Raw genomic sequence first — 19,600 nt, forward strand, 5'->3', positions numbered from 1 at the left:
ATGACGATTCTGATCGCGTACGACGGGTCCGATGACGCCAAGGCCGCCATCGAGTTCGCGGGGCGGATGTTCCCCGGCGAGCACGCCGTGGTGCTGACCGTGTGGGAGCGGCTGGCGATGACCTCGGCCAGGGCGTCGGCCGGTCTCATGGTGACGATCGACCAGGCGGGCGCCGAGGACGAGGCGATCGGGGCGGCGATGAGCGACCTGGCCAGGCAGGGCGCCGAGCTGGCCCGCGAGGCCGGGCTCGAGGCCACCCCCAGATGCGACGTGGACTCCGTGGCGGTCTGGTCGACCATCGTGGACGTGGCGGACGAACTGGACGCCTCCCTCATCGTGACCGGCACCAGAGGGCTGGGCGGGGTGCGCTCGCTGCTGCTCGGCAGCACCTCCGACCGGGTGCTGCACCACGCGCACCGGCCCGTGCTGGTCGTCCCGGGTCCCCGGAAAGACGCGTGAAAGCGGACGCGCCCATGGCGTAAGCTATCCACATGATCACGACGTGCCGCCGCATGATGGCTCCTTAGGGGGCTTCCATAGGCACGTCCACATTGAGGCCCTGCTATCCGGGGCCTCTCGTCGTGTCCGGGGCCCCGCTTTCCGGAGGCATCCGATGTACGTCACGACCACCATCCCCTACGTCAACGCCCGCCCGCACCTCGGGCACGCGCTGGAGCTCGTCCAGGCCGACGTGCTGGCCAGGCACCACAGGCGGCGCGGCGAGCCCGTGCGGTTCCAGACCGGCACCGACGACAACTCGCTGAAGAACGTGCTGGCCGCCGAGGCGGAAGGCGTGCCGGTGCGCGAGCTGGTCGATCGCAACGCCGCCGCGTTCGAGGCGCTGCGCGGGCCGCTCGACGTGTCGTTCGACTCCTTCATCAGGACCAGCGCGCACCCCGCGCACCGTGCGGGCGTCGAGGAGATCTGGCGGGCCACCGAGCACGACCTCTACCGGAGGCACTACGAGGGGCTCTACTGCGTGGGCTGCGAGCAGTTCTACCAGGAGGGCCCCTGCCCGGACGGGCACGCAGAGCCGCTGCAGCAGGTGTCGGAGCAGAACTGGTTCTTCCGGCTTTCCCGCTACCAGGACGCGCTGCTCGACCTCATCACCAGCGGCCGGCTGCGCATCGAGCCCGCAGCCCGGCGCAACGAGGTGCTCGCGTTCGTCTCGGCGGGGCTGGCCGACATCAGCGTCTCCCGCTCGGCCGCCCGCGCCCGCGGCTGGGGCATCCCCGTGCCCGGCGACCCCGGCCAGGTCATCTACGTCTGGTGGGACGCCCTCGCCAACTACGTGACGGCGCTGGACGAGCCCGGCGCGTACGAGCGGTGGTGGGTGCACGAGAAGGACAAGGTGCACATCGTGGGCAAAGGCGTGATCCGCTTCCACGCGGTCTACTGGCCGGCCATGCTGCTGTCGGCGGGGCGGCCGCTGCCCACCGCCATCTTCGTGCACGACTACATCACGGCCGGCGGCCGGAAGATCAGCAAATCGGCGGGCAACGGGGCCGATCCGGTGGCGCTGGTGGAGACGTACGGGACCGACGCCGTGCGCTGGTGGCTGCTGCGCGAGGTGCCGCGCGTCGGCGACGCGGACTTCACCGAGGAACGGCTGCGCGCCAGAGCGGACGAGGACCTCGCCAACGGCCTCGGCAACCTGGTCAGCAGGGTCGCGACCATGGTGCACCGCTTCCTCGACGGCCACGTGCCGCCGCAGGACGAGCCGCTGGTCGAGGTCTCGGTCGACGAGGCGCTCGCCGACTTCGACTTCCGCAGGGCGGCCCTTGAGGTGTGGCGCATCGTCGAGGAGGCCAACCGGTACGTCGAGAGCGCCCGCCCCTGGGCGCAGCCGCGCGCCGCGCAGGAGGTGTCGCTGGGCCGGCTGGTCGGCGCGTGCCGGGAGCTGGCCGTGCAGCTCGAGCCGTTCCTGCCGACGGCGGCGCGGCGGGTGGCGGCGGCGGTCGGCGGCGACCGGCTGGCCAAGCCGCGCCCGCTGTTCCCGCGCAGCGGTCGTTGACGATCTTCGGGGCCGGGCTTACGTTGGCGGCCTACCGACCACCCGGTATGGAGGTGCTGCGTGCCCACCGTCGAGACGCTTCGCGGTCCCGTCGACGTCGATGCACTCGGACAGACCCTGATGCACGAGCACGTGTTCGTGCTCGCCGCAGAACACGTGGACAACTACGGCAAGGGAGCGTGGTGGGACGAGGAGGCCCGGGTGGCGGACGCGGTCGCCAAGCTGCGCGCTCTGGCCGCCAAGGGCGTGCGCACGATCGCCGACCCGACCGTGTGGGGCCTCGGCAGGAACATCCCGCGCGTCAAGCGCGTCGCCGACCAGGTGCCGGAGCTCAACATCATCGCCGCCACCGGCCTCTACTCCTACGACGAGGTGCCGCACCAGTACGAGCACCGCGGCCCCGGCCTGCTCGTCGACCGCCCCGACCCGATGATCGACGACTTCGTCCGCGACCTCACCGAGGGCATCGCGGACACCGGGGTGAAGGCGGCCTTCCTCAAGTGCGTGGTCGAGGCCAAGGGGCTCACGCCCGGCGTCGAGCGCATCTGCCGGGCCGTGGCGCAGGCGCACCTGCGTACGGGGGCGCCGATCACCGTCCACACCAGCGCGCGCGCCCGCAGCGGGCTGCTCGCGCTCGACCTGTTCGCCAAGGAGGGCGTCGACCTGAGCAAGGTGGTCGTCGGGCACGCCGGCGACAGCAACGATCTCGACTACCTCATGCGCCTGGCCGACACCGGAGCCACCCTCGGGATGGACCGCTTCGGCCTCGACATGTACAACCCGACCGCGCAACGCGTGGCCACGATCGCCGCGCTCGCCGCCCGCGGCTACGCCGACCGCATGGTCCTCAGCCACGACACGGCCTGCTTCATGGACTATTTCGGCGGCTCATGGGAGGAGACCCGCGACGCGGTGGCGCCGAACTGGCGCTACGATCACATTCACGACGACGTCTTGGCCGCACTGCGGGACTCGGGTGTGACCGACGGCCAGATTGAGCAGATGCTGGTGTTCAACCCGAAGCGCTACTTCTCATAGAGTGGGTGGATCGGGAGAGCGACGCGGGTAGGTGGAACTGGGTGACTTCGGAGCAGGCCTTGTCGATAAGCCTCGGACTCCAAGGACCCTGCGTCATCGCGCGGTTGACAGGGGACTTCGACTTCGGCTCCGCCGCCGAGGTCCGCGACCGCGTGACCAAGGCCCTCGATCTCACCCAGCCGCCGCTGCTCGTCATCGACATGCAGGCCGTGAGCGTCTGCGACTCCTCCGGCCTGTCGGTGCTGGTCTACCTGCACAAGGCCGTCACCGCCTCCGGCGGGCGGCTGCTGCTGTCGGGGCTCAACGGCCGGTGCAAGCACCTGTTCGCCATCACGGCGCTGGACAAGTTCTTCGACATCCGCAGCACGGCCGAGCTGGCCATCGCCGAGCTCAGCGAGGCGGCGGAGTCGCCGCCGTTCACGGACTGACGCCTGCCCGGCTGGAAGAGCTCCCTGAGGGCTCTCCGCATGCGCAGCCTGGACAGGCGTCTTGGAGGGAGTCTTGGAGGGACTCGCCCGTTGGTCAGGTGGTGACGAGGAGCGCCACGCCGATCAGCACCACGACCGGCACAAGCCACATCACGACCTCGACGGCGAATTCCTTCATCATCGAGCAGGTCTCCATTCAGGTGAGGGCACGCGAAACGTCACTGCGCAGCATATCCGTCCCCGGCCGCTGCCCGGTCCAGGGGCGTCCGCGTGCCCGTTCAGCGGCGGCTCCCGGCTCAGACGGTGACCGCGCCGTCGGAGGCCGAGCGGACCGTGGCGACGTACTTCGCGAGCACGCCGCGCTCGACCTCGCGCTCGGGCCGCTTCCATTCGGCGCGGCGGCGGGCCAGCTCGTCCTCCGGCACCAGCAGGTCGAGCGTGCCGGCCGCGCTGTCGATCACCACCGTGTCGCCGTCGCGCACCAGCGCGATGGGCCCGCCGTGGTACGCCTCCGGCGCCACGTGCCCGATCACCAGGCCGTGCGAGACGCCGCTGAAGCGGCCGTCGGTCACCAGCGCCACCGAATTGCCGAGCCCCCGGCCGACCAGCGGCCCGGTGATCGACAGCATCTCGCGCATGCCGGGGCCGCCCGCCGGGCCCTCGTACCTGACCACGATGACGTCGCCCGGCACGATGCGGCCCTCCTGGATGGCGACGTAGCAGTCGTTCTCCGAGTCGAACACCTTGGCCGGGCCCTCGTGGCGGAAGTCCTCCTTGCCGCCCAGCTTCAGCACGGCCCCGTCCGGGGCGAGCGAGCCGCGCAGGATGGCCAGCGCGCCGCGCTTCTTGAAGGGCTTGTCCGCGCTCGCCACCACCTGCTGGCCCGGCGTCTCCTTCGCGGAGGCCGCCACGTCGGCCAGCGTGCGGCCGTCCACCAGCGTGACGTTCTCGCGCAGCAGCCCGGCCTCCAGCAGCCGGCGCACCACCAGCGACGTGCCGCCCGCCCGCCACAGGTCGAGCGCCGTGTAGTCGCCGCCGCTCGGCTTGAGGCCGGTGATGATCGGCACCTCGCGGCAGACCTCGCCGATGCGGTCGATCTCCAGTGGCAGCCCCGCCTCGCGGGCGATGGCCAGCAGGTGCAGCACGGCGTTCGTGGAGCCGCCCATGGCCGCCACCGAGACGATCGCGTTGTGCAGCGCGTCGGCGGTGAGCACCTTCGACGGGCGGGCGTCGCGGGCGAGGGCGTCCATGGCGATCTCGCCGATCCGGCGGGCCGCCGCGTTCTTCTCCTCCGCCACCGCCGGGATGTCGCCGATCCCGAACGGCGCGAGGCCGAGGAAGTCGGCGACCGCGCCCATGGTGTTGGCGGTGTACTGGGCGGCGCAGGTGCCCGCGCCAGGGCAGGCGTGCTTGGCCAGGTCGTCCAGCTCGGACTGGTCGAGGCGGCCCACCTCGCGCTCGCCGAGCGCCTCCCACATGTCCTGGATCGTCACGTCCTTGCCCCGCCAGCGGCCCGGCATCATGCTGCCGCTGTAGAGGACCACCGACGGCACGTCCAGCCGGGCCAGCGCCATGATCGCGGCCGGGACGGTCTTGTCGCAGCCCACGATGGCCACCAGCGCGTCGAACTGGTGAGCGCGGCCCATCAGCTCGATCGAGTCGGCGATCACTTCGCGGCTGATCAGCGACGTGCGCATGCCGGGGGTGTGCATGGTGAGGTTGTCGGAGACGGCGATCGTGTTGAACTCCATGGGCAGCCCGCCCGCCGCCCGCACGCCCTCGGCCACGTGGGCGGCGAGGTCGCGGTGGTTCAGGTTGCAGGGCATGGTGCCGGTCCAGGTGGAGGCGATGCCGACCACGGGGCGGCGCATCTCCTCCTCCGACAGTCCCATGGCGTACAGGTGAGAGCGGGCAGGTGCGCGATCGGGGTCGTCGGCGATGCTCAAGAGGTCTTCCTCCCATGTACGGGTCGGGGCACCTTTATGATCCAACGTCCCGTTCGGGTGCGCTCGTCCGGCCCCCTCACTGCTCGCGCATGCCCCACGGTGAGCCGTACGCGACGAGCATGTCCAGGAACGGCCGCGCGTCGAACGCCTCGGGCCCCAGCACGCCCGTGCCCGTCCAGACGCCCTCGGCCAGCAGCTCCAGGGCGATCACCGGGTTGACCGCGGTCTGCCAGACGACCGCCTGCGAGCCGTACTCGCGCATCGACCACTGGTTGTCCACCACGTGGTACAGGTACACCTCGCGGGGCCTGCCGTCCTTGACGCCCTTCACCCACGTGCCCGCGCAGGTCTTGCCGTGCATGCGCTCGCCCAGCTCGGCCGGGTCGGGCAGCACGGCGGCGACCACGTCGCGGGGCGAGACCTCGACCGTGCCCCGGCCGGTCCGCACCGCCACCGGCTCCGTGCGGTCCACGCCGATCGCGTGCAGCGTCTTGAGCGCGCCGATGAACTCCTCGCCCAGGCCGTACTTGAACGTCACCCGCCGCGCCGGGATCCACCGCGGCACCAGCACGACCTCCTCGTGCTCGACGTTCACGCACTCCACGGGGCCGATCCCGTCGGGGAAGTCGAAGATCTCGGGCTCGCTGAACGGTTCGGTGGTGTACCAGCCGCGCTCCTTCTCGTAGATCAGCGGCGGGTTCAGGCACTCCTCGATCGTGGTCCAGATCGAGAACGAGGGCGCGAACTCGTAGCCCTCGACGGTCAGGTTGCCGCCGTCCCTGACGCCGATCTCCTCGATCTCGTCGAACAGCTCGTCGGCGGCGTACCGGGCGAACACGTCGGCCAAACCGGGCTCGACCCCCATGCCCACCAGCGCCAGCCGGCCGCGCCCGGCCCACTCCGCCGCCCTGGCGAACTGCTCGTCGCCCAGCTTGACGCCCACCTCCTCGTACGGGCGCTCCGGGTGCGGCTTGGACATCGACATGGCCATGTCGAGGTAATCGGCGCCGGCGGTGAGCGCGGCGTCGAACAGCGGCAGCACGTACCGCGGGTCGGTGGCGTTGAGCAGCACGTCGCAGCGGTGCTCGGTGAGCAGGTCCGCGACGGCGCGGGTGTCGGCGGCGTCCACCCTGACCGGGGTGAACCTCCCGGCGCGGTCGCCGAGCGCGGCGACGGCGGCCTTGGCGCGGGGGAGGTCGTAGTCGGCGACCACCATGTGGTCGAAGAACGGGCGGCGGGCGGCGATCCGGGTGATGGCGGTGCCCACACCGCCGGCGCCCACGAGAAGGATACGCATGGCGATAAGTCCCCTTTTAGCAGTGTTTTGGGGGTTGTGTCGCTATCCAATGCCCGTACGCTGAACAACGTCAATGGTGTTGGCATAAGGAGGACCGCTGATGGCCAAGCGGGTGGTGTCCGAGGCCGCGCGACGGCGGCGGCGCCCCACCAAGCACGGGCAGGTGCTCACGCACGGGCTCATCGTCGAGACCGCGCTGCGCATGCTGCGCGAGCACGGCGCCGCCGGCCTCACCGCGCGCCGCCTCGGGCTGGCGCTCGGCGCCGACGCGAGCACCATCTACCGGTACTTCCGCGGCATGGACGACCTGGTGCTCGCCATCGCCGACGAGCTGTTCGGGCACGCCATGAGCGGCTTCACGCCCACCGGCGACTGGCGGGCCGACCTGCGCGAGCTGGGCCTGCGCATCCACCACTCCTACCTGGCGCACCCCCAGGCGGCGCTGCTGACCGCGAGCCGGGTGACCGGGCGGCCCAACGAGGTGGCGGGCGACGAGATGATCCTCGGCATCCTGCGGAACGGCGGCTTCCCGGACGAGGACGCCGTACGCATCTATCACGCCTTCATCGACCAGAGCCTCGCGTTCTCCATCCTCGACGCCGCCACCCTCGCCCTGCCCCCGGCCGCCCGCGAGGCCGACGAGGAGGTCTGGCAGGAGACGTACGCCCGGCTGCCCGCCGAGACCCACCCCCACATCGCCGCCACCGCGCCGCTGCTGGTGGCGAGGATGAACGACAGCGCGTACCCGATCGCGCTCGACATGCTGCTCGCCAGCGCCGAGGCCCAGCTCGCCCGCGCATCGAGCGCTGAGCCTTAGCCCGCTTCCGGCCGCTCGCCTGCCTCTGGCCGCTTCCCCGCCTCTGGTTGCGTGCTCGCTTCCGGCGGCGTACTCGCTTCCGGCGGCGTACTCGCTTCCGGCGGCGTGCTCGCTTCCGGCGGCGTGCTCGTGCGGCGCGGCGGGGCGGCATCGGGGTAGGGGCTCTGCATGCCGGAAGGACACCTGATCCACCGCCACGCGCGGGAGCAGCACGCCGACCTGGGCGGGCGCGTCGTGCGCGCGGCCGGGCCGCAAGGGCGCTTCGACGCCACGCCGTACGACGGCCGCGCCCTGCACTCGGTCGAGGCGCTGGGCAAGCACCTGCTCTACCACTTCGACGGCGCGCCCGCCGTCCACGTGCACCTCGGCATGCGCGGCATCTTCCTGCGCTACGCCGACCCCGCCACCCCGCCCAAGGCGGGCACCCGGCTGCGGCTGGCCACGGACGACGTCGCGTACGACCTCATCGCACCCTCCCTGTGCGAGCAGCTCGACCCCGGCGGTGTGGACGCGCTGCGCGCCATGCTCGGCCCCGACCCCCTGCGCGAGGACGCCTCGACGGAGGAGGCGGTGCGGCGGCTGACCGCGTTCCGGGGGCCGGTGGGGGCGGCCGTGCTCGACCAGAAGGTGTGGGCGGGCGTCGGCAACGCCTGGCGGGCCGAGCTGCTGTTCCTCACCGGCCTGCACCCGGGCGCCCGCGAGGTGGACGCCGCCACGGCCGGGCGGCTGTGGGAGGCGGCGCGGACGTACATGGCCTTGGGACGGGACGCCGGGCAGGTGGTGAGCGATCCCGGCGCGCCCGACGAGCGCTGGGTCTACAAGCGCGAGCACTGCCGCCGCTGCGGCACCCCCGTCGCGACCTGCCAGATCGCCTCCAGAACCGCCTACGTCTGCCCCGCCGACCAGCCCGCCTAGCACCGCGACCGCCCGCCGTGCCTTGTCGGCCGCGACCGCCCGCCGCGCCCGTGTGGCCGCCGCCCGCTCTCACATCCCTGCCGTGACCTGGCAGAACACCTGAGAGCCACGTGCCCGTCCATCGGGAACCGGCCGGTAGCCTGGACGTGATATGGCAATCACGATCAGTAACTCTCTGCTGGACATCCGGCGCATTTACCTCGAACCGGCCGCAGCCGAGCTGCCGCGCGGGCAAGAGATCCTCGCCCGCTTCCCGGGAGCCGAACTGATCGAGGTCGAAAGCCACCACCGCATCCCCGAGCTGTACGGCGACGAGACCAACGTCAGCCGCTGGGTCCGCATCAAGACCGAATCGCTCGTCCTCGGCATCAAGAAGTCGCTCACCGCCCGGCCCAACGGCCGCTCGTCCGACTTCATCGCGCCGTCCACCGCCAACGGCTGCGCGATGGCCTGCGCCTACTGCTACGTGCCGCGCCGCAAGGGCTACAGCAACCCCATCACCGTCTTCGCCAACATCGACAAGATCCTCGGCTACCTCGAACGCCACGCCGGCCGGCAGGGCGTCAAACCCGAGCCCGACCAGGTCGATCCGCGCGACTGGGTCTACGACATCGGCGAGAACTCCGACTGCTCGGTCGACGCCACGATCTCCGAGAACGTACGCGACCTGGTGGACCTGTTCGGCCGCCTGCCCAACGCCAAGGCCAGCTTCGCCACCAAGTACGTCAACCGCGACCTGCTCGGCTGGGACCCGCGCGGCGGCACCAGGATCCGCTTCAGCCTCATGCCGGTCGCCGACTCCAAGCTGCTCGACATCCGCACCTCGCCGGTCGCCGCCAGGATCGATGCCATCAACGACTTCGTCGCCGCCGGCTACGAGGTGCACGTCAACTTCAGCCCCGTCGTCGTACGCGACGGCTGGCTCGACGACTGGGCCGAACTGCTGACCCAGCTCGACGACGCACTCAGCCCCGAGGCCCGCGCGCAGCTCGCCGCCGAGGTGATCTTCCTGACCCACAACGACCGGCTGCACGAGGTCAACCTCGGCTGGCACCCCAAGGCGGAAGAGGTGCTGTGGCGGCCGGAGCTGCAGCAGGCCAAGCGGTCGCAGACCGGCGGCTGGAACGTCCGCTACCGCACCGGACACAAGGGCCGCTACGTCGCCGCCCTCACCGACCTCATCGGCACCCGCCTCCCGTACTGCCGCATCCGCTACGCCTTCTAACCCGCCTGAGCCGCGGCTTCTAACCCGCCTGAGCCGCGGCCAGGGCGTGCCGGCCCGTGGCGCGTACGGCGGACGATGCGGATCGGACGAGCGCGAGCCGGTCCGTCGACCGGTGAGGGCCCGGCCGTCCGCTCAACCCCTCTTGGCCGCCATCGCGAGGCGCTTGTTCAGCGAGGCCAGGGACTCGTCGGCCATGAGGCCGGGCAGGCGCGGCGCATCGCGGTCGATCTGCCGCAACACGTCCGGATGGCCGCCCTGACGCATCGTCCAGGCCCGCACCACCTCGGGCATCGCCTCGATCGCCGCCTCCGACAGGATGGCCTCCCGGGGCAGCCACCGCGTCAGGAACTGCGACACCCGCGCCGGGCTCCACCACAGCGTCCGCTCGCCCACGAACTCCATCAGCACCTCGAACGCCTCCAGCACCCCGGGCGCCGACACGTCCAGCCCCTCAAGCCCGGCCTCGGCAGAGGGCTCCTGCTGCGACTCCGCATCGTGAGAGGCCTGCGCCAGTACGGCACGAGCCCGGGTGATCGCGAACGGCCGGACCTCCGGCAGCGTGTCGGCGACCCGCGCCCCCATGACGCGGTCGGTCAGCTCGAACGCCTCCAGCACCCGCCTCGCCACGCCCCCGGGAGGCGTCGGCCGCAGGTCCAGCTCGTCGAGGAACTTCGCCTCCTCCACCAGCGCGTCCACCGCCAGGCCGCCGCTCGGCTGGTCGATGCCGACGACGAGGATGTGGGGCTCCTTGCCGTTCTCGTACCGGAAGGACAGCACCGCGAGGGCCTGCTCGCCGTAGGGGTCGGCCTTGCCGTACCAGCCGCCGTCGCAGCGCACCCGCCCCATCCGCCGCACCCACCCGGCCAGGCTGTTCACCACGCCGTCCCCGGCCGCCGCGTACACGTTGCCCGCCGCCCCGGTGCCCCCGGCTCCTCCGTCCACCTCCGCCGACCGCCCGGCCGCACTCCCCGTCGTGGTTTCGTCGCGCCCGGCGCCTACCGCGCCCGGAGCGGTCCGACCTCCGGTCGCGCCCGGAGCGGTCGGACCTCCAGTCGCGCCCTCGGACGCGCCGCCCGCCGGCGACCTGCCTCCGCCCTCGTCACCCACGACAGAGCCAGGGACCCGGGTCTCACCCGGGGAAGAGGCCCGGGCCTCGCCCGGGGAAGGGGTGAGAGTTTCACCGGAGCCACGGGCGTGGGTTTCTCCTGGGGCCGGGGTGGTGGTTGTGTCGGGGGAGGGGGTTCGGGTTTGGGCTGGGGGAGGGGTGGGAGTTTCGGCGGGGGCAGGGGCGTGGGTTTCTCCTGGGGCCGGGGTGGCGGTTGTGTCGGGGGAGGGGGTTCGGGTTTGGGCTGGGGGAGTGGTGGGAGTTTCGGCGGGGGCAGAGGCGTAGGCGTCACCCGGCACGGGGGGCTCGCCGGGGACAGTGGCGGGCTTGTCGCCGGGCGCAGTCGCGGGGCGGTTGACGGCGGCGAGCGCGGCCAGGGCGAGGCGCGCCTCCATCCCGCCGTCCTCGGTCGCCCGCCGCAGGAACTCCTCCACCTGACCCGACCCTTCGAGCTTGGCCGTGAGCCTGGCCGCCCAGAGCTCGGTCCGCAGCGGTGACCGCCACCTGAGCAGGTCACGAGCCTGGGTGATCGCCGTATCGAACGCGGAGGTGCTCACCCTTGCACCGTATCGCTCCGGCCCAGGCCCCCTGCCCCACCGGTTCCCGAACGTGAGGGACGGTGTCGCAGCCTCGCGCGGCTCCGGCCGGGCCGCGGTGTCATGCGGGCGGGTATGGCGGGTCCGGTGTCAGCGGCAGTGGAAGGGGAGGGCGGCTCTGAGGCTGCAGGCGTGGGCAGCGCAGGACACCGGTGGCGGTGGTGCGGGCCGGTAGTGCGACTCCGGCTTGGGTGGTCTTTGTGCGGGTGTCGGTGGTGTGGTTTCGGGTCGGTGGTGGTGGGCTGGTGTTGTGCCGATGGGGTTTCGGTCGGGACGGTTTTGCGCGGGTGTCGGTGGTGCCTGTTTTCCGGCCGGTCGTGGTGGAGGTGTCGAGTTGGTGGGGCTCCGGCTGGGGGTTTTCGCGGTTCCGGCCCGTTGTGATGCGGGCCGGGACCGCGGACCGGTTGTCGGCGGTCGCTGTCGAGGTGGGCGATGGACCCCGGCTGTCAGCCGGGGTCGCCGCCACGGTCGTGGACCGGTCGTCAGCGGAGGTCGCCGCCGAGGCCGGCCTTTCTGAGGGCCTCGGCCATGGCGCCGGTCGGGGCGGGGCGGTCCTGGCGGCGGCCGCCGCGGCCACCGTCGCGGCCCCGCTGGCCGCCTGCGCCACCGTCGCGGCCGCGCTGGCCGCCTCCGCCGCGCCCGTCTCGGCCGCCGTCACCGCGGCCGCCGCGCCCGCCGTCGCGGGCACCGTCACGGGCGCCGTCGCGGCCCGCGCCGCGGCGGGAGCCTTCGGCGCCGGGCTCCGCCGTGATGTCGTCGTCCAGGCGCAGCGTCAGCGAGATGCGCTTGCGCGGGATGTCGACGCCGAGCACCTTGACGCGGACGATGTCGCCGGGCTTGACCACGTCACGCGGGTCGGAGACGAACGTGCGGGACATGGCCGACACGTGGACCAGGCCGTCCTGGTGGACGCCGATGTCGACGAACGCCCCGAACGCCGCCACGTTGGTGACCACGCCCTCCAGGATCATGCCGGGCGTCAGGTCGGACAGCTTCTCGACGCCCTCCTTGAAGGTGGCCGTCTTGAACGCGGGCCGCGGGTCACGGCCGGGCTTTTCCAGCTCGCGCAGGATGTCGGTGACGGTCGGCAGGCCGAAGGTGTCGTCGGTGAAGTCGCGCGGGTCGAGGGAGCGCAGCACCGCCGTGTTGCCGATGAGCGACTTGAGGTCGGTCTTGGCGTGGGTCAGGATGCGGCGCACGACCGGGTAGGACTCGGGGTGCACGGCGGAGACGTCGAGCGGGTCGTCGCCGCCGCGGATGCGCAGGAAGCCCGCGCACTGCTCGAACGCCTTGGGGCCCAGCCTGGGCACGTTCTTGAGCGCGGCGCGCGTGCGGAACGGGCCGTTGGCGTCGCGGTGGCGGACGATGCTCTCGGCCAGCGTGGCGCCGATGCCGGACACGCGGGTGAGCAGCGGGGCCGAGGCGGTGTTGACGTCGACGCCGACCGCGTTGACGCAGTCTTCGACGACGGCGTCGAGCGTGCGCGACAGCTTGGACTCGGCGAGGTCGTGCTGGTATTGGCCGACGCCGATGGACTTGGGGTCGATCTTGACCAGCTCGGCCAGGGGGTCCTGCAGCCGCCGGGCGATGGAGACGGCGCCGCGCAGCGACACGTCGAGGTCGGGCAGCTCCTGTGAGGCGTAGGGGGAGGCGGAGTAGACGGACGCTCCGGCCTCGGAGACGACGACCTTGGTGAGCGACGGCATGTGCTTGACCAGCTCGCCGGCGAGCTTGTCGGTCTCGCGGGAGGCGGTGCCGTTACCGATGGCGATCAGCTCGACCTTGTGGCGCTGGGCCAGCGCGCCGAGCACGGCGAGCGACTCGTCCCACTGCCGCTTGGGCTCGTGGGGGTAGATGGTGGCGGTGTCGACGACCTTGCCGGTGCCGTCGACGACGGCGACCTTGACGCCCGTACGCAGGCCCGGGTCGAGACCCATGGTCGGCCGTGCGCCCGCCGGTGCGGCGAGCAGCAGGTCGCGCAGGTTGGCGGCGAAGACCCGCACCGCCTCGTCCTCGGCCGCCTGCCACAGCCGCATGCGCAGGTCGATGCCGAGGTGGACGAGGATGCGGGTGCGCCAGGCCCAGCGCACGGTCTCGGTCAGCCACTTGTCGGCCGGCCTGCCCTGGTCGGAGATGCCGAACCGGGCGGCGATGCGCATCTCGTAGTCGGGGCTGTCGTCGGGCTCGAGCGTGACGGAGAGGATCTCCTCCTTCTCGCCCCTGAACATGGCGAGGATGCGGTGGGAGGGCAGCTTGGTGAACGGCTCGGCGAAGTCGAAGTAGTCGGCGAACTTGGCCCCGGCCTCCTCCTTGCCCTCGCGCACCTTCGACACCAGCCGGCCGCGCTGCCACAGCTGCTCGCGCAGGCCGCCGATGAGGTCGGCGTCTTCGGCGAAGCGCTCGATGAGGATGGCCCGCGCTCCTTCGAGCGCCGCCGAGGCGTCGGCGACGCCCTCGGTGACGAACTTCCCGGCGGTGGCGAGCGGGTCGAGCATGGGGTCGGCGAGCAGCTGGTCGGCCAGCGGCTCCAGGCCCAGCTCGCGGGCGATCTGCGCCTTGGTGCGCCGCTTGGGCTTGTAGGGCAGGTAGATGTCCTCGAGCCTGGCCTTGGTCTCCGCGGCCATGATCTGGGCGCGCAGCTCGTCGTCGAGCTTGCCCTGGGACTCGATGGACTCCAGGATCGCCGTCCTGCGTTCCTCCAGCTCCCGCAGGTAGCGCAGCCGCTCTTCCAGGGTGCGCAGCTGAGCGTCGTCGAGAGCGCCGGTGGCCTCTTTGCGGTATCGCGCGATGAACGGCACGGTCGCGCCGCCGTCGAGCAGCTCGACGGCCGCCTGCACCTGGCCTTCGCGCACGCCGAGCTCGGCGGCGATCCGCTGGTGAATAGAGAGCACTTGCCTGCCTTTCGATGGTCCCGCCGGTCAATTGTGCAGGACGACGCCGTCCTTCATGACCAGAGTGCGCGCAGGGTGAACGGCGACCGCCTCCCCGGGCCGCCGCACGGCACGACGACGAGGTCGGCGCGGTCGGGTGGCCGCACCACCGGCGGGCCGGCCGGGGTGCCACGCAAGCTCGCCGCGCGGCGGGACGAGGGTCATGCCCAGCACCCTAAAGCCCGCCACCGACGTTTTCCGGCCCTCCGCCCATCCGCCCTGCCGTGTGCTCGCCGTCAGCCCGCCTTCCGCGCTCCGCCCATCGGCGGCCTTGCCTCCGAAGGCCGCCGTATCCGGCTTCTCGCAGCGGCGTCTCCGGCGGCAGGGTGCGATGGCAGCGGTGCGGGGTTCGGCGGTGGGGGCTCGGTGGTGGGGGCTCGGTGGTGGGCGGGTGGTGGCCGGGGTGTCGGGGTGGGGTGGCCGCGCCGGGCCGCAGGTCGCGGAGTGCGCGGCCGGCGCGGCCACGCGGCCGGGTGGGTCAGATCTCGTTCACGTGGTCGATGTTGGCGCGGTCGGCGGGGTCGTCGCTCGGCCGGCCGTCGAACCAGGCGTCCAGGATCTCGTCGAGCACCACGTCGGAGGTCAGCCGCAGGCTCAGCGCGAGCACGTTGGCGTCGTTCCACTTGCGCGCCCCGCCGGCGGTGTAGGCGTCCACGCACAGCGCCGCGCGCACCCCGGGCACCTTGTTGGCCGCGATCGACGCGCCCGTGCCGGTCCAGCAGCACACCACGCCCTGGTCGGCGCGGCCCTCCGCGACGTCGCGGGCGGTGCGCTCGCAGGCCCACGCCCAGTCGTCGCGCTCGCCGTCGTTGAGCGCGCCGTGGGTGACGACGTCGTGGCCGCGCTTGCGCAGCTCCGTCACGACCCGTTCGGCCACGCCGTCCTTACTGTCGGCGGCCACCGAGATCCGCATGCGACCTCCTTTCCTCGCCTCACCACACTCCCCAATGGATACCAATGGCCACCAATGGCCACCAGTGGATGCCGTCCGGGTGAACGTTTTCACCCGCGCGAAACGCGCTGGACTGGCGAAATATGCGCCCATGTGGTTGGTTGAGTCGCCAATGAGGATTGATGCGAATGACATCCAGGCGCTCGCCCGTGGCTGCGCCGTGCTGGGCACCGGCGGCGGGGGAGATGTCCGCACGGGTTCGCTGGCGGCGGTGCGGGCCGTCCGCGAGTACGGCCCGGTGCCGCTGGTGAGGCTGGACGACCTGCCGGGCGACGCCCTCGTGGTGCCACTGTCCGGCATCGGCGCCCCGACCGTCAGCCACGAGATGATCCACGGCGAGGACGAGCCGAAACGCATCGCCGAGGAGGTGGAGCGGATCTTCGGCCGGCCGCCGAGCGCGATCATGTCGTCGGAGATCGGCGGCGCGAACGGCGTCGCGCCGGTCGCCTGGGCCGCCCAGCTCGGCCTGCCGCTGCTCGACGTCGACGGCATGGGGCGGGCCTTCCCCGAGGTCCAGATGGTCTCGATGTACGTGGCCGGGATCCCCGCCGACCTGGTGATCATGTCGGACGTCGCGGGCAACGTCGTCACCATCCGCCCGCTCGACGGCCTGTGGTCGGAGCGCATCGCGCGCGCGGTCTGCGTGGCCGTGGGCTCGCACGCGCTGATGGCCGACTACGTGCTGACGGCGGACACGGCGCGGGGCGCGGTCATCGAGGGCTCGGTGACCAGGGCCCTGGAGGTCGGCAGGGCCACGCAGGGCGCCGCCGACCCGCTGGAGGCGCTGCGCGAGAGCCTGGGCGCGGTCCGGCTGATCACCGGCAAGCTGACCGACGTGGAGCGGCGCACGACGGGCGGGTTCGTACGGGGCACCGCCACGATCGAGGGCACCGGCGACGACCGGGGCCGCCGCCTGAGCGTGGAGCTGCAGAACGAGAACCTGGTCGCGATCGAGGACGGCCGGGTGCGCGCGATGGTGCCGGACCTCATCACGGTCGTGGACACCGAGACCGCCGTCGCGATCCAGACCGAGTCCCTGCGGTACGGCCAGCGCGTGACCGTGCTGGCCTGGCCCTGCGACCCCCTCTGGCGTACGGGCAAGGGCCTGGAGACGGCGGGACCGCGCGCCTTCGGATACGACCTGGACTACGTCCCCGTGGAGGAGCTGGTGGCGCGTGGCTGACCTGCGCATCGGGATCGACGTCGGCGGCACCAACACCGACGCCGTGGTGCTGGACGCGGGCGGCCGGGTGATCGCCAAGGCCAAGCGGCCGACCACACCGGAGGTGACCGGCGGCCTGCGGGCCGCGCTGGACGCGGTGCTCGCCCAGGTCGAGGACCGCTCCCAGGTGACCCGCGTCATGCTGGGCACCACGCACGCCACGAACGCGATCCTGGAGCGGCGCGGCCTGGGCCGGGTGGCGGTGCTGCGCCTGGGCGCGCCGGCCACCACGGCGGTGCCGCCGCTGTCCGACTGGCCTGACGACCTGCGCAAGGCCGTCTCGGCGGGCGAGGCGATCGTGCCCGGCGGCCATTACGTGGACGGCCGCGAGATCGGCCCGCTCGACCTGGACGCGGTGCGCAGCTTCCTCGACCGGGTGCAGGCCGATGCGGTGGCGGTCACGGGCGTCTTCAGCCCCGCCGACGACGCGCACGAGCGGCGGGTGGCGGAGCTGGTCGCCGCCGAGTACGGCCTGCCGGTGTCGGTCAGCCACGAGATCGGCTCGCTCGGCCTGCTGGAACGCGAGAACGCGACCGTGCTGAACGCCGCCCTGTACGGCGTGGCCGCCCACGTCACCGACGCCCTGACCACGGCCCTGGCCGAGCGCGGGCTGAGCGCGCGGCCGTACCTGGCGCAGAACGACGGCACGCTGATGACCCTGGAGCACGCCGCCCGCCTGCCGGTCTCCACGATCGGCTCGGGCCCGGCGAACTCGCTGCGCGGCGCGGCGTACCTGTCGGGGGTGCAGGACGCGATCGTGGTGGACGTCGGCGGCACCTCGACCGACCTGGGCGTGCTGGCGGGCGGGTTCCCGAGGGAGTCGGCGGCGGCCACGGAGATCGGCGGCGTGCTCACCAACTTCCGCATGCCGGACATCCTGGCCATCGCGCTCGGCGGCGGCACCGTGGTGCGCCCCGGCGGCGTCGGCCCCGACTCGGTGGGCTACCGGATCGCCACGGAGGCGCTGGTGTTCGGCGGGACGACCGCGACGATGACGGACGCCGCCGTCGCGGCCGGCCGGGTGCCTGCGGGCGGTGAGGACTGGCCGCGGCGCCTGCCAGGCGGTCGCGAGGGCACGCTGCTGCGCGACGCGGTCGCCAGGGCGGACGAGATGCTCGCCGACGCCGTGGACAGGATGACGCTCGGCCGTACCGACCGCCCCCTGGTCGCGGTGGGCGGCGGTGCGTTCCTGCTGCCCGAGGAGATCCCCGGGGCGAGCCGGGTGATCCGGCCCGAGCACGCCGAGGTGGCCAACGCGGTGGGGGCGGCGATCGCGCTCGCGAGCGGCAGAGTCGATACGATCTTGCCTGCGGGAGAAAGCCGGGCACAGGCCATCGAAAGCGCTGAAGAGGAAGCGCGGGCGCGGGCCGTGGCGGCAGGGGCCGACCCCTCCACGGTGGAGATCGTGGACCTCCTGGAGGTGCCGCTGAGCTATCTCTCCGAGCCCGCCGTGCGGGTGCACGTCAAAGCAGCCGGACCCCTCGCCCGGTGACATAGCGAAAGGATCCCCCCATGCGCTGGCACAAGCGACTGTTCGTCGCCGGGGTGGCCGGTGTCCTGGCCCTGACCGCGTCGGCGTGCGCGGGTGGCCAGGTGCGCGGCGCCGGCGGCACGCCCCAGCCCCGCGCGAGCACCGGAGCTCCGGCCAGCGGGCAGGTCAACGACAAGACGTTCGTGTACGCCCCCACCCACGACGTCGTCACCGACTGGGACCCGGCGACCTCGTACTCCAACGAGATCATCGCGCTGTCCAACATCTACGAGGGCCTGACCAGGTACGACTCGCAGACCAAGCAGGCCAGGCCGCTGCTCGCGACCTCGTGGGAGTCGTCGGACGGCGGCAAGAAGTGGACGTTCACGCTGCGGCAGGGCGTCAAGTTCCACTCGGGCGCCACGATGGACTCCGCGTCCGTCAAGAAGGCGATCGAGCGCACGATCGACAAGAAGGGCGGCGCCGCCTACATCTGGGATCCGGTCAAGAAGATCGAGACGCCCGACCCGGGCACCGTCGTCTTCGACCTCGAGTACCCCGCACCGCTCGACCTCGTCGCCGCCTCCGGCTACGCCGCCTGGATCTACGACGTGGACGCGGTGGACGCCGACGGCGAGAAGACCGCCGGCACCGGCCCGTACACGGTCGACTCCTGGCAGAAGGGCAAGGAGAACGAGCTCACGCTCAAGGCGTTCGATGACTACTGGGGCGGCTGGAGGCCCGAGCAGTACAAGAAGGTGACCTTCCGCGTCACGCCCGAGGTCACCACCGCCTGGCAGCTGCTGCAGCGCGGCGAGGTGAACTTCGTCGACCGGCTCAACCCGCAGCTGTTCGACCAGGCGCGCGACACGCAGGGCGTGCAGGTGTCGGAGACCGAGTCGTTCCAGAACCTGCTGGTGCTGTTCAACACCGCGGAGGGCCCGCTGAAGGACGTCAGGATCCGCCAGGCACTGCAGCTCGCCATCGACTACGACGGCCTCGTGGCGGCGCTTGAGGGCTCCGGGCACCGGGCGAGCGGCCTGGTGCCCCCCGGCCTGCTCGGCCACGCCGAGAACATGCAGCCCAAGCAGGACCTCGCCAGGGCGCAGCAGCTGCTGGCGGAGGCCGGCTACGGCCCCGACAACCCCGAGCTGAAGCTCAGCCTGACCTACGGCAACGGCGACGACGACCAGAAGCTGCTGGTCACGCTGCTCAGCTCGGCGCTGAAGAACCTCAACGTGACGCTCCAGGCCAAGCCGATGAACTGGAGCGCGCAGTGGGACCTCGGCAAGAAGCGCGGCCAGGACATCTTCGTCATGTACTGGTATCCGGACTATCCGGACGCCTACTCGTGGTTCCTCAACGTGTTCAGGAGCAACGACAAGCCGCAGTTCAACCTGTCGTACCTGAAGAACGAGGAGGTCGACGGGCTGATCGACAAGCTGCCCGAGCTGACGGCCACCGACAAGGAGGCCGCGATGGACGCCTACGAGGAGCTGCAGCGGAAGATCCTCCAGGAGGAGGCGGCGGTGGCCGTGCCGTACGTGCAGACGTATCAGCGGGCGCTCACCTCCGACGTGCAGGGATACGTCGACAATCCCGCCTACCCGAACGTGGTCTTCTTCTACGACCTCAAGCGCTAGG

The 19,600-nt window shown here is 72.0% G+C and carries 15 protein-coding genes; 10 read left to right on the top strand and 5 right to left on the bottom strand.

Going from position 1 to position 19,600, the window contains the following annotated elements:
* The 4 genes from ACGFIM_RS33760 (at position 1) to ACGFIM_RS33775 (ending at position 3,480) form a co-directional block, all read left to right on the top strand.
* Positions 1–459, top strand: coding sequence for a universal stress protein (locus tag ACGFIM_RS33760; protein ID WP_393208912.1), 459 nt, complete (start codon positions 1–3; stop codon positions 457–459).
* A gap of 154 nt (positions 460–613) precedes the next feature.
* Positions 614–2,014, top strand: coding sequence for a methionine--tRNA ligase (metG, locus tag ACGFIM_RS33765; protein WP_393208915.1), 1,401 nt, complete (start codon positions 614–616; stop codon positions 2,012–2,014).
* Between the two features lie 60 nt (positions 2,015–2,074).
* Complete coding sequence (locus tag ACGFIM_RS33770; RefSeq protein ID WP_393208917.1) at positions 2,075–3,052, top strand: phosphotriesterase; 978 nt, start codon at positions 2,075–2,077, stop codon at positions 3,050–3,052.
* Positions 3,053–3,093: 41 nt separating this feature from the next.
* Entirely contained in the window at positions 3,094–3,480 is a 387-nt protein-coding gene (locus ACGFIM_RS33775; RefSeq protein ID WP_393208920.1) for an STAS domain-containing protein, read from the top strand.
* 296 nt (positions 3,481–3,776) lie between these two features.
* Here ACGFIM_RS33775 and ilvD read toward each other — a convergent pair whose 3' ends face one another.
* Together ilvD and ACGFIM_RS33785 are read right to left on the bottom strand one after the other, a co-directional pair.
* Complete coding sequence (gene ilvD / locus ACGFIM_RS33780; RefSeq protein WP_393208923.1) at positions 3,777–5,426, bottom strand: dihydroxy-acid dehydratase; 1,650 nt, start codon at positions 5,424–5,426, stop codon at positions 3,777–3,779.
* A gap of 76 nt (positions 5,427–5,502) precedes the next feature.
* Positions 5,503–6,723, bottom strand: coding sequence for a saccharopine dehydrogenase family protein (locus tag ACGFIM_RS33785; RefSeq protein WP_393208926.1), 1,221 nt, complete (start codon positions 6,721–6,723; stop codon positions 5,503–5,505).
* A gap of 100 nt (positions 6,724–6,823) precedes the next feature.
* On the opposite strand from ACGFIM_RS33785, the gene ACGFIM_RS33790 reads away from it, so the two are divergent.
* The 3 genes from ACGFIM_RS33790 to ACGFIM_RS33800 all read left to right on the top strand — a co-directional run bounded on the left by ACGFIM_RS33790 (position 6,824) and on the right by ACGFIM_RS33800 (position 9,680).
* Entirely contained in the window at positions 6,824–7,540 is a 717-nt protein-coding gene (locus ACGFIM_RS33790) for a TetR/AcrR family transcriptional regulator (RefSeq protein ID WP_393208929.1), read from the top strand.
* A 168-nt stretch (positions 7,541–7,708) separates the two neighbouring features.
* Positions 7,709–8,455 (top strand): DNA-formamidopyrimidine glycosylase family protein, encoded by a 747-nt coding sequence (locus tag ACGFIM_RS33795; protein WP_393208932.1) that lies wholly within the window; start codon positions 7,709–7,711, stop codon positions 8,453–8,455.
* A 151-nt stretch (positions 8,456–8,606) separates the two neighbouring features.
* Positions 8,607–9,680 carry a spore photoproduct lyase family protein gene (locus tag ACGFIM_RS33800; protein ID WP_393208935.1) on the top strand — a complete coding sequence of 358 codons (1,074 nt, stop codon included), beginning with the start codon at positions 8,607–8,609 and terminating at the stop codon, positions 9,678–9,680.
* Between the two features lie 132 nt (positions 9,681–9,812).
* Here ACGFIM_RS33800 and ACGFIM_RS33805 read toward each other — a convergent pair whose 3' ends face one another.
* From ACGFIM_RS33805 to ACGFIM_RS33815, 3 genes are all read right to left on the bottom strand, one after another.
* Complete coding sequence (locus tag ACGFIM_RS33805; protein WP_393208938.1) at positions 9,813–10,622, bottom strand: hypothetical protein; 810 nt, start codon at positions 10,620–10,622, stop codon at positions 9,813–9,815.
* Between the two features lie 1,241 nt (positions 10,623–11,863).
* The gene (locus ACGFIM_RS33810; RefSeq protein ID WP_393208941.1) at positions 11,864–14,272 is read right to left on the bottom strand and encodes a Tex family protein; all 2,409 of its coding nucleotides are present in this window, start codon (positions 14,270–14,272) and stop codon (positions 11,864–11,866) included.
* A gap of 517 nt (positions 14,273–14,789) precedes the next feature.
* On the bottom strand, positions 14,790–15,224 hold the full coding sequence (locus ACGFIM_RS33815; RefSeq protein ID WP_393208944.1) for an RpiB/LacA/LacB family sugar-phosphate isomerase: 435 nt from the start codon (positions 15,222–15,224) through the stop codon (positions 14,790–14,792).
* Positions 15,225–15,375: 151 nt separating this feature from the next.
* Between ACGFIM_RS33815 and ACGFIM_RS33820 the strand changes: the two genes are divergently transcribed.
* Genes ACGFIM_RS33820 through ACGFIM_RS33830 form a run of 3 tightly spaced genes read left to right on the top strand, consistent with a single transcriptional unit; the run spans position 15,376 to position 19,599 of the window.
* On the top strand, positions 15,376–16,446 hold the full coding sequence (locus tag ACGFIM_RS33820) for a DUF917 domain-containing protein (protein ID WP_393208947.1): 1,071 nt from the start codon (positions 15,376–15,378) through the stop codon (positions 16,444–16,446).
* Positions 16,439–17,977 carry a hydantoinase/oxoprolinase N-terminal domain-containing protein gene (locus tag ACGFIM_RS33825; protein ID WP_393208950.1) on the top strand — a complete coding sequence of 513 codons (1,539 nt, stop codon included), beginning with the start codon at positions 16,439–16,441 and terminating at the stop codon, positions 17,975–17,977. The genes ACGFIM_RS33820 and ACGFIM_RS33825 overlap by 8 nt, the downstream gene beginning before the upstream one ends.
* A gap of 20 nt (positions 17,978–17,997) precedes the next feature.
* Positions 17,998–19,599 (top strand): ABC transporter substrate-binding protein, encoded by a 1,602-nt coding sequence (locus ACGFIM_RS33830; protein ID WP_393208953.1) that lies wholly within the window; start codon positions 17,998–18,000, stop codon positions 19,597–19,599.
* Position 19,600 lies beyond the last annotated feature (1 nt).

The organism is Nonomuraea sp. NPDC049309 (assembly GCF_043196965.1).
Lineage (GTDB): Bacteria > Actinomycetota > Actinomycetes > Streptosporangiales > Streptosporangiaceae > Nonomuraea > Nonomuraea fastidiosa.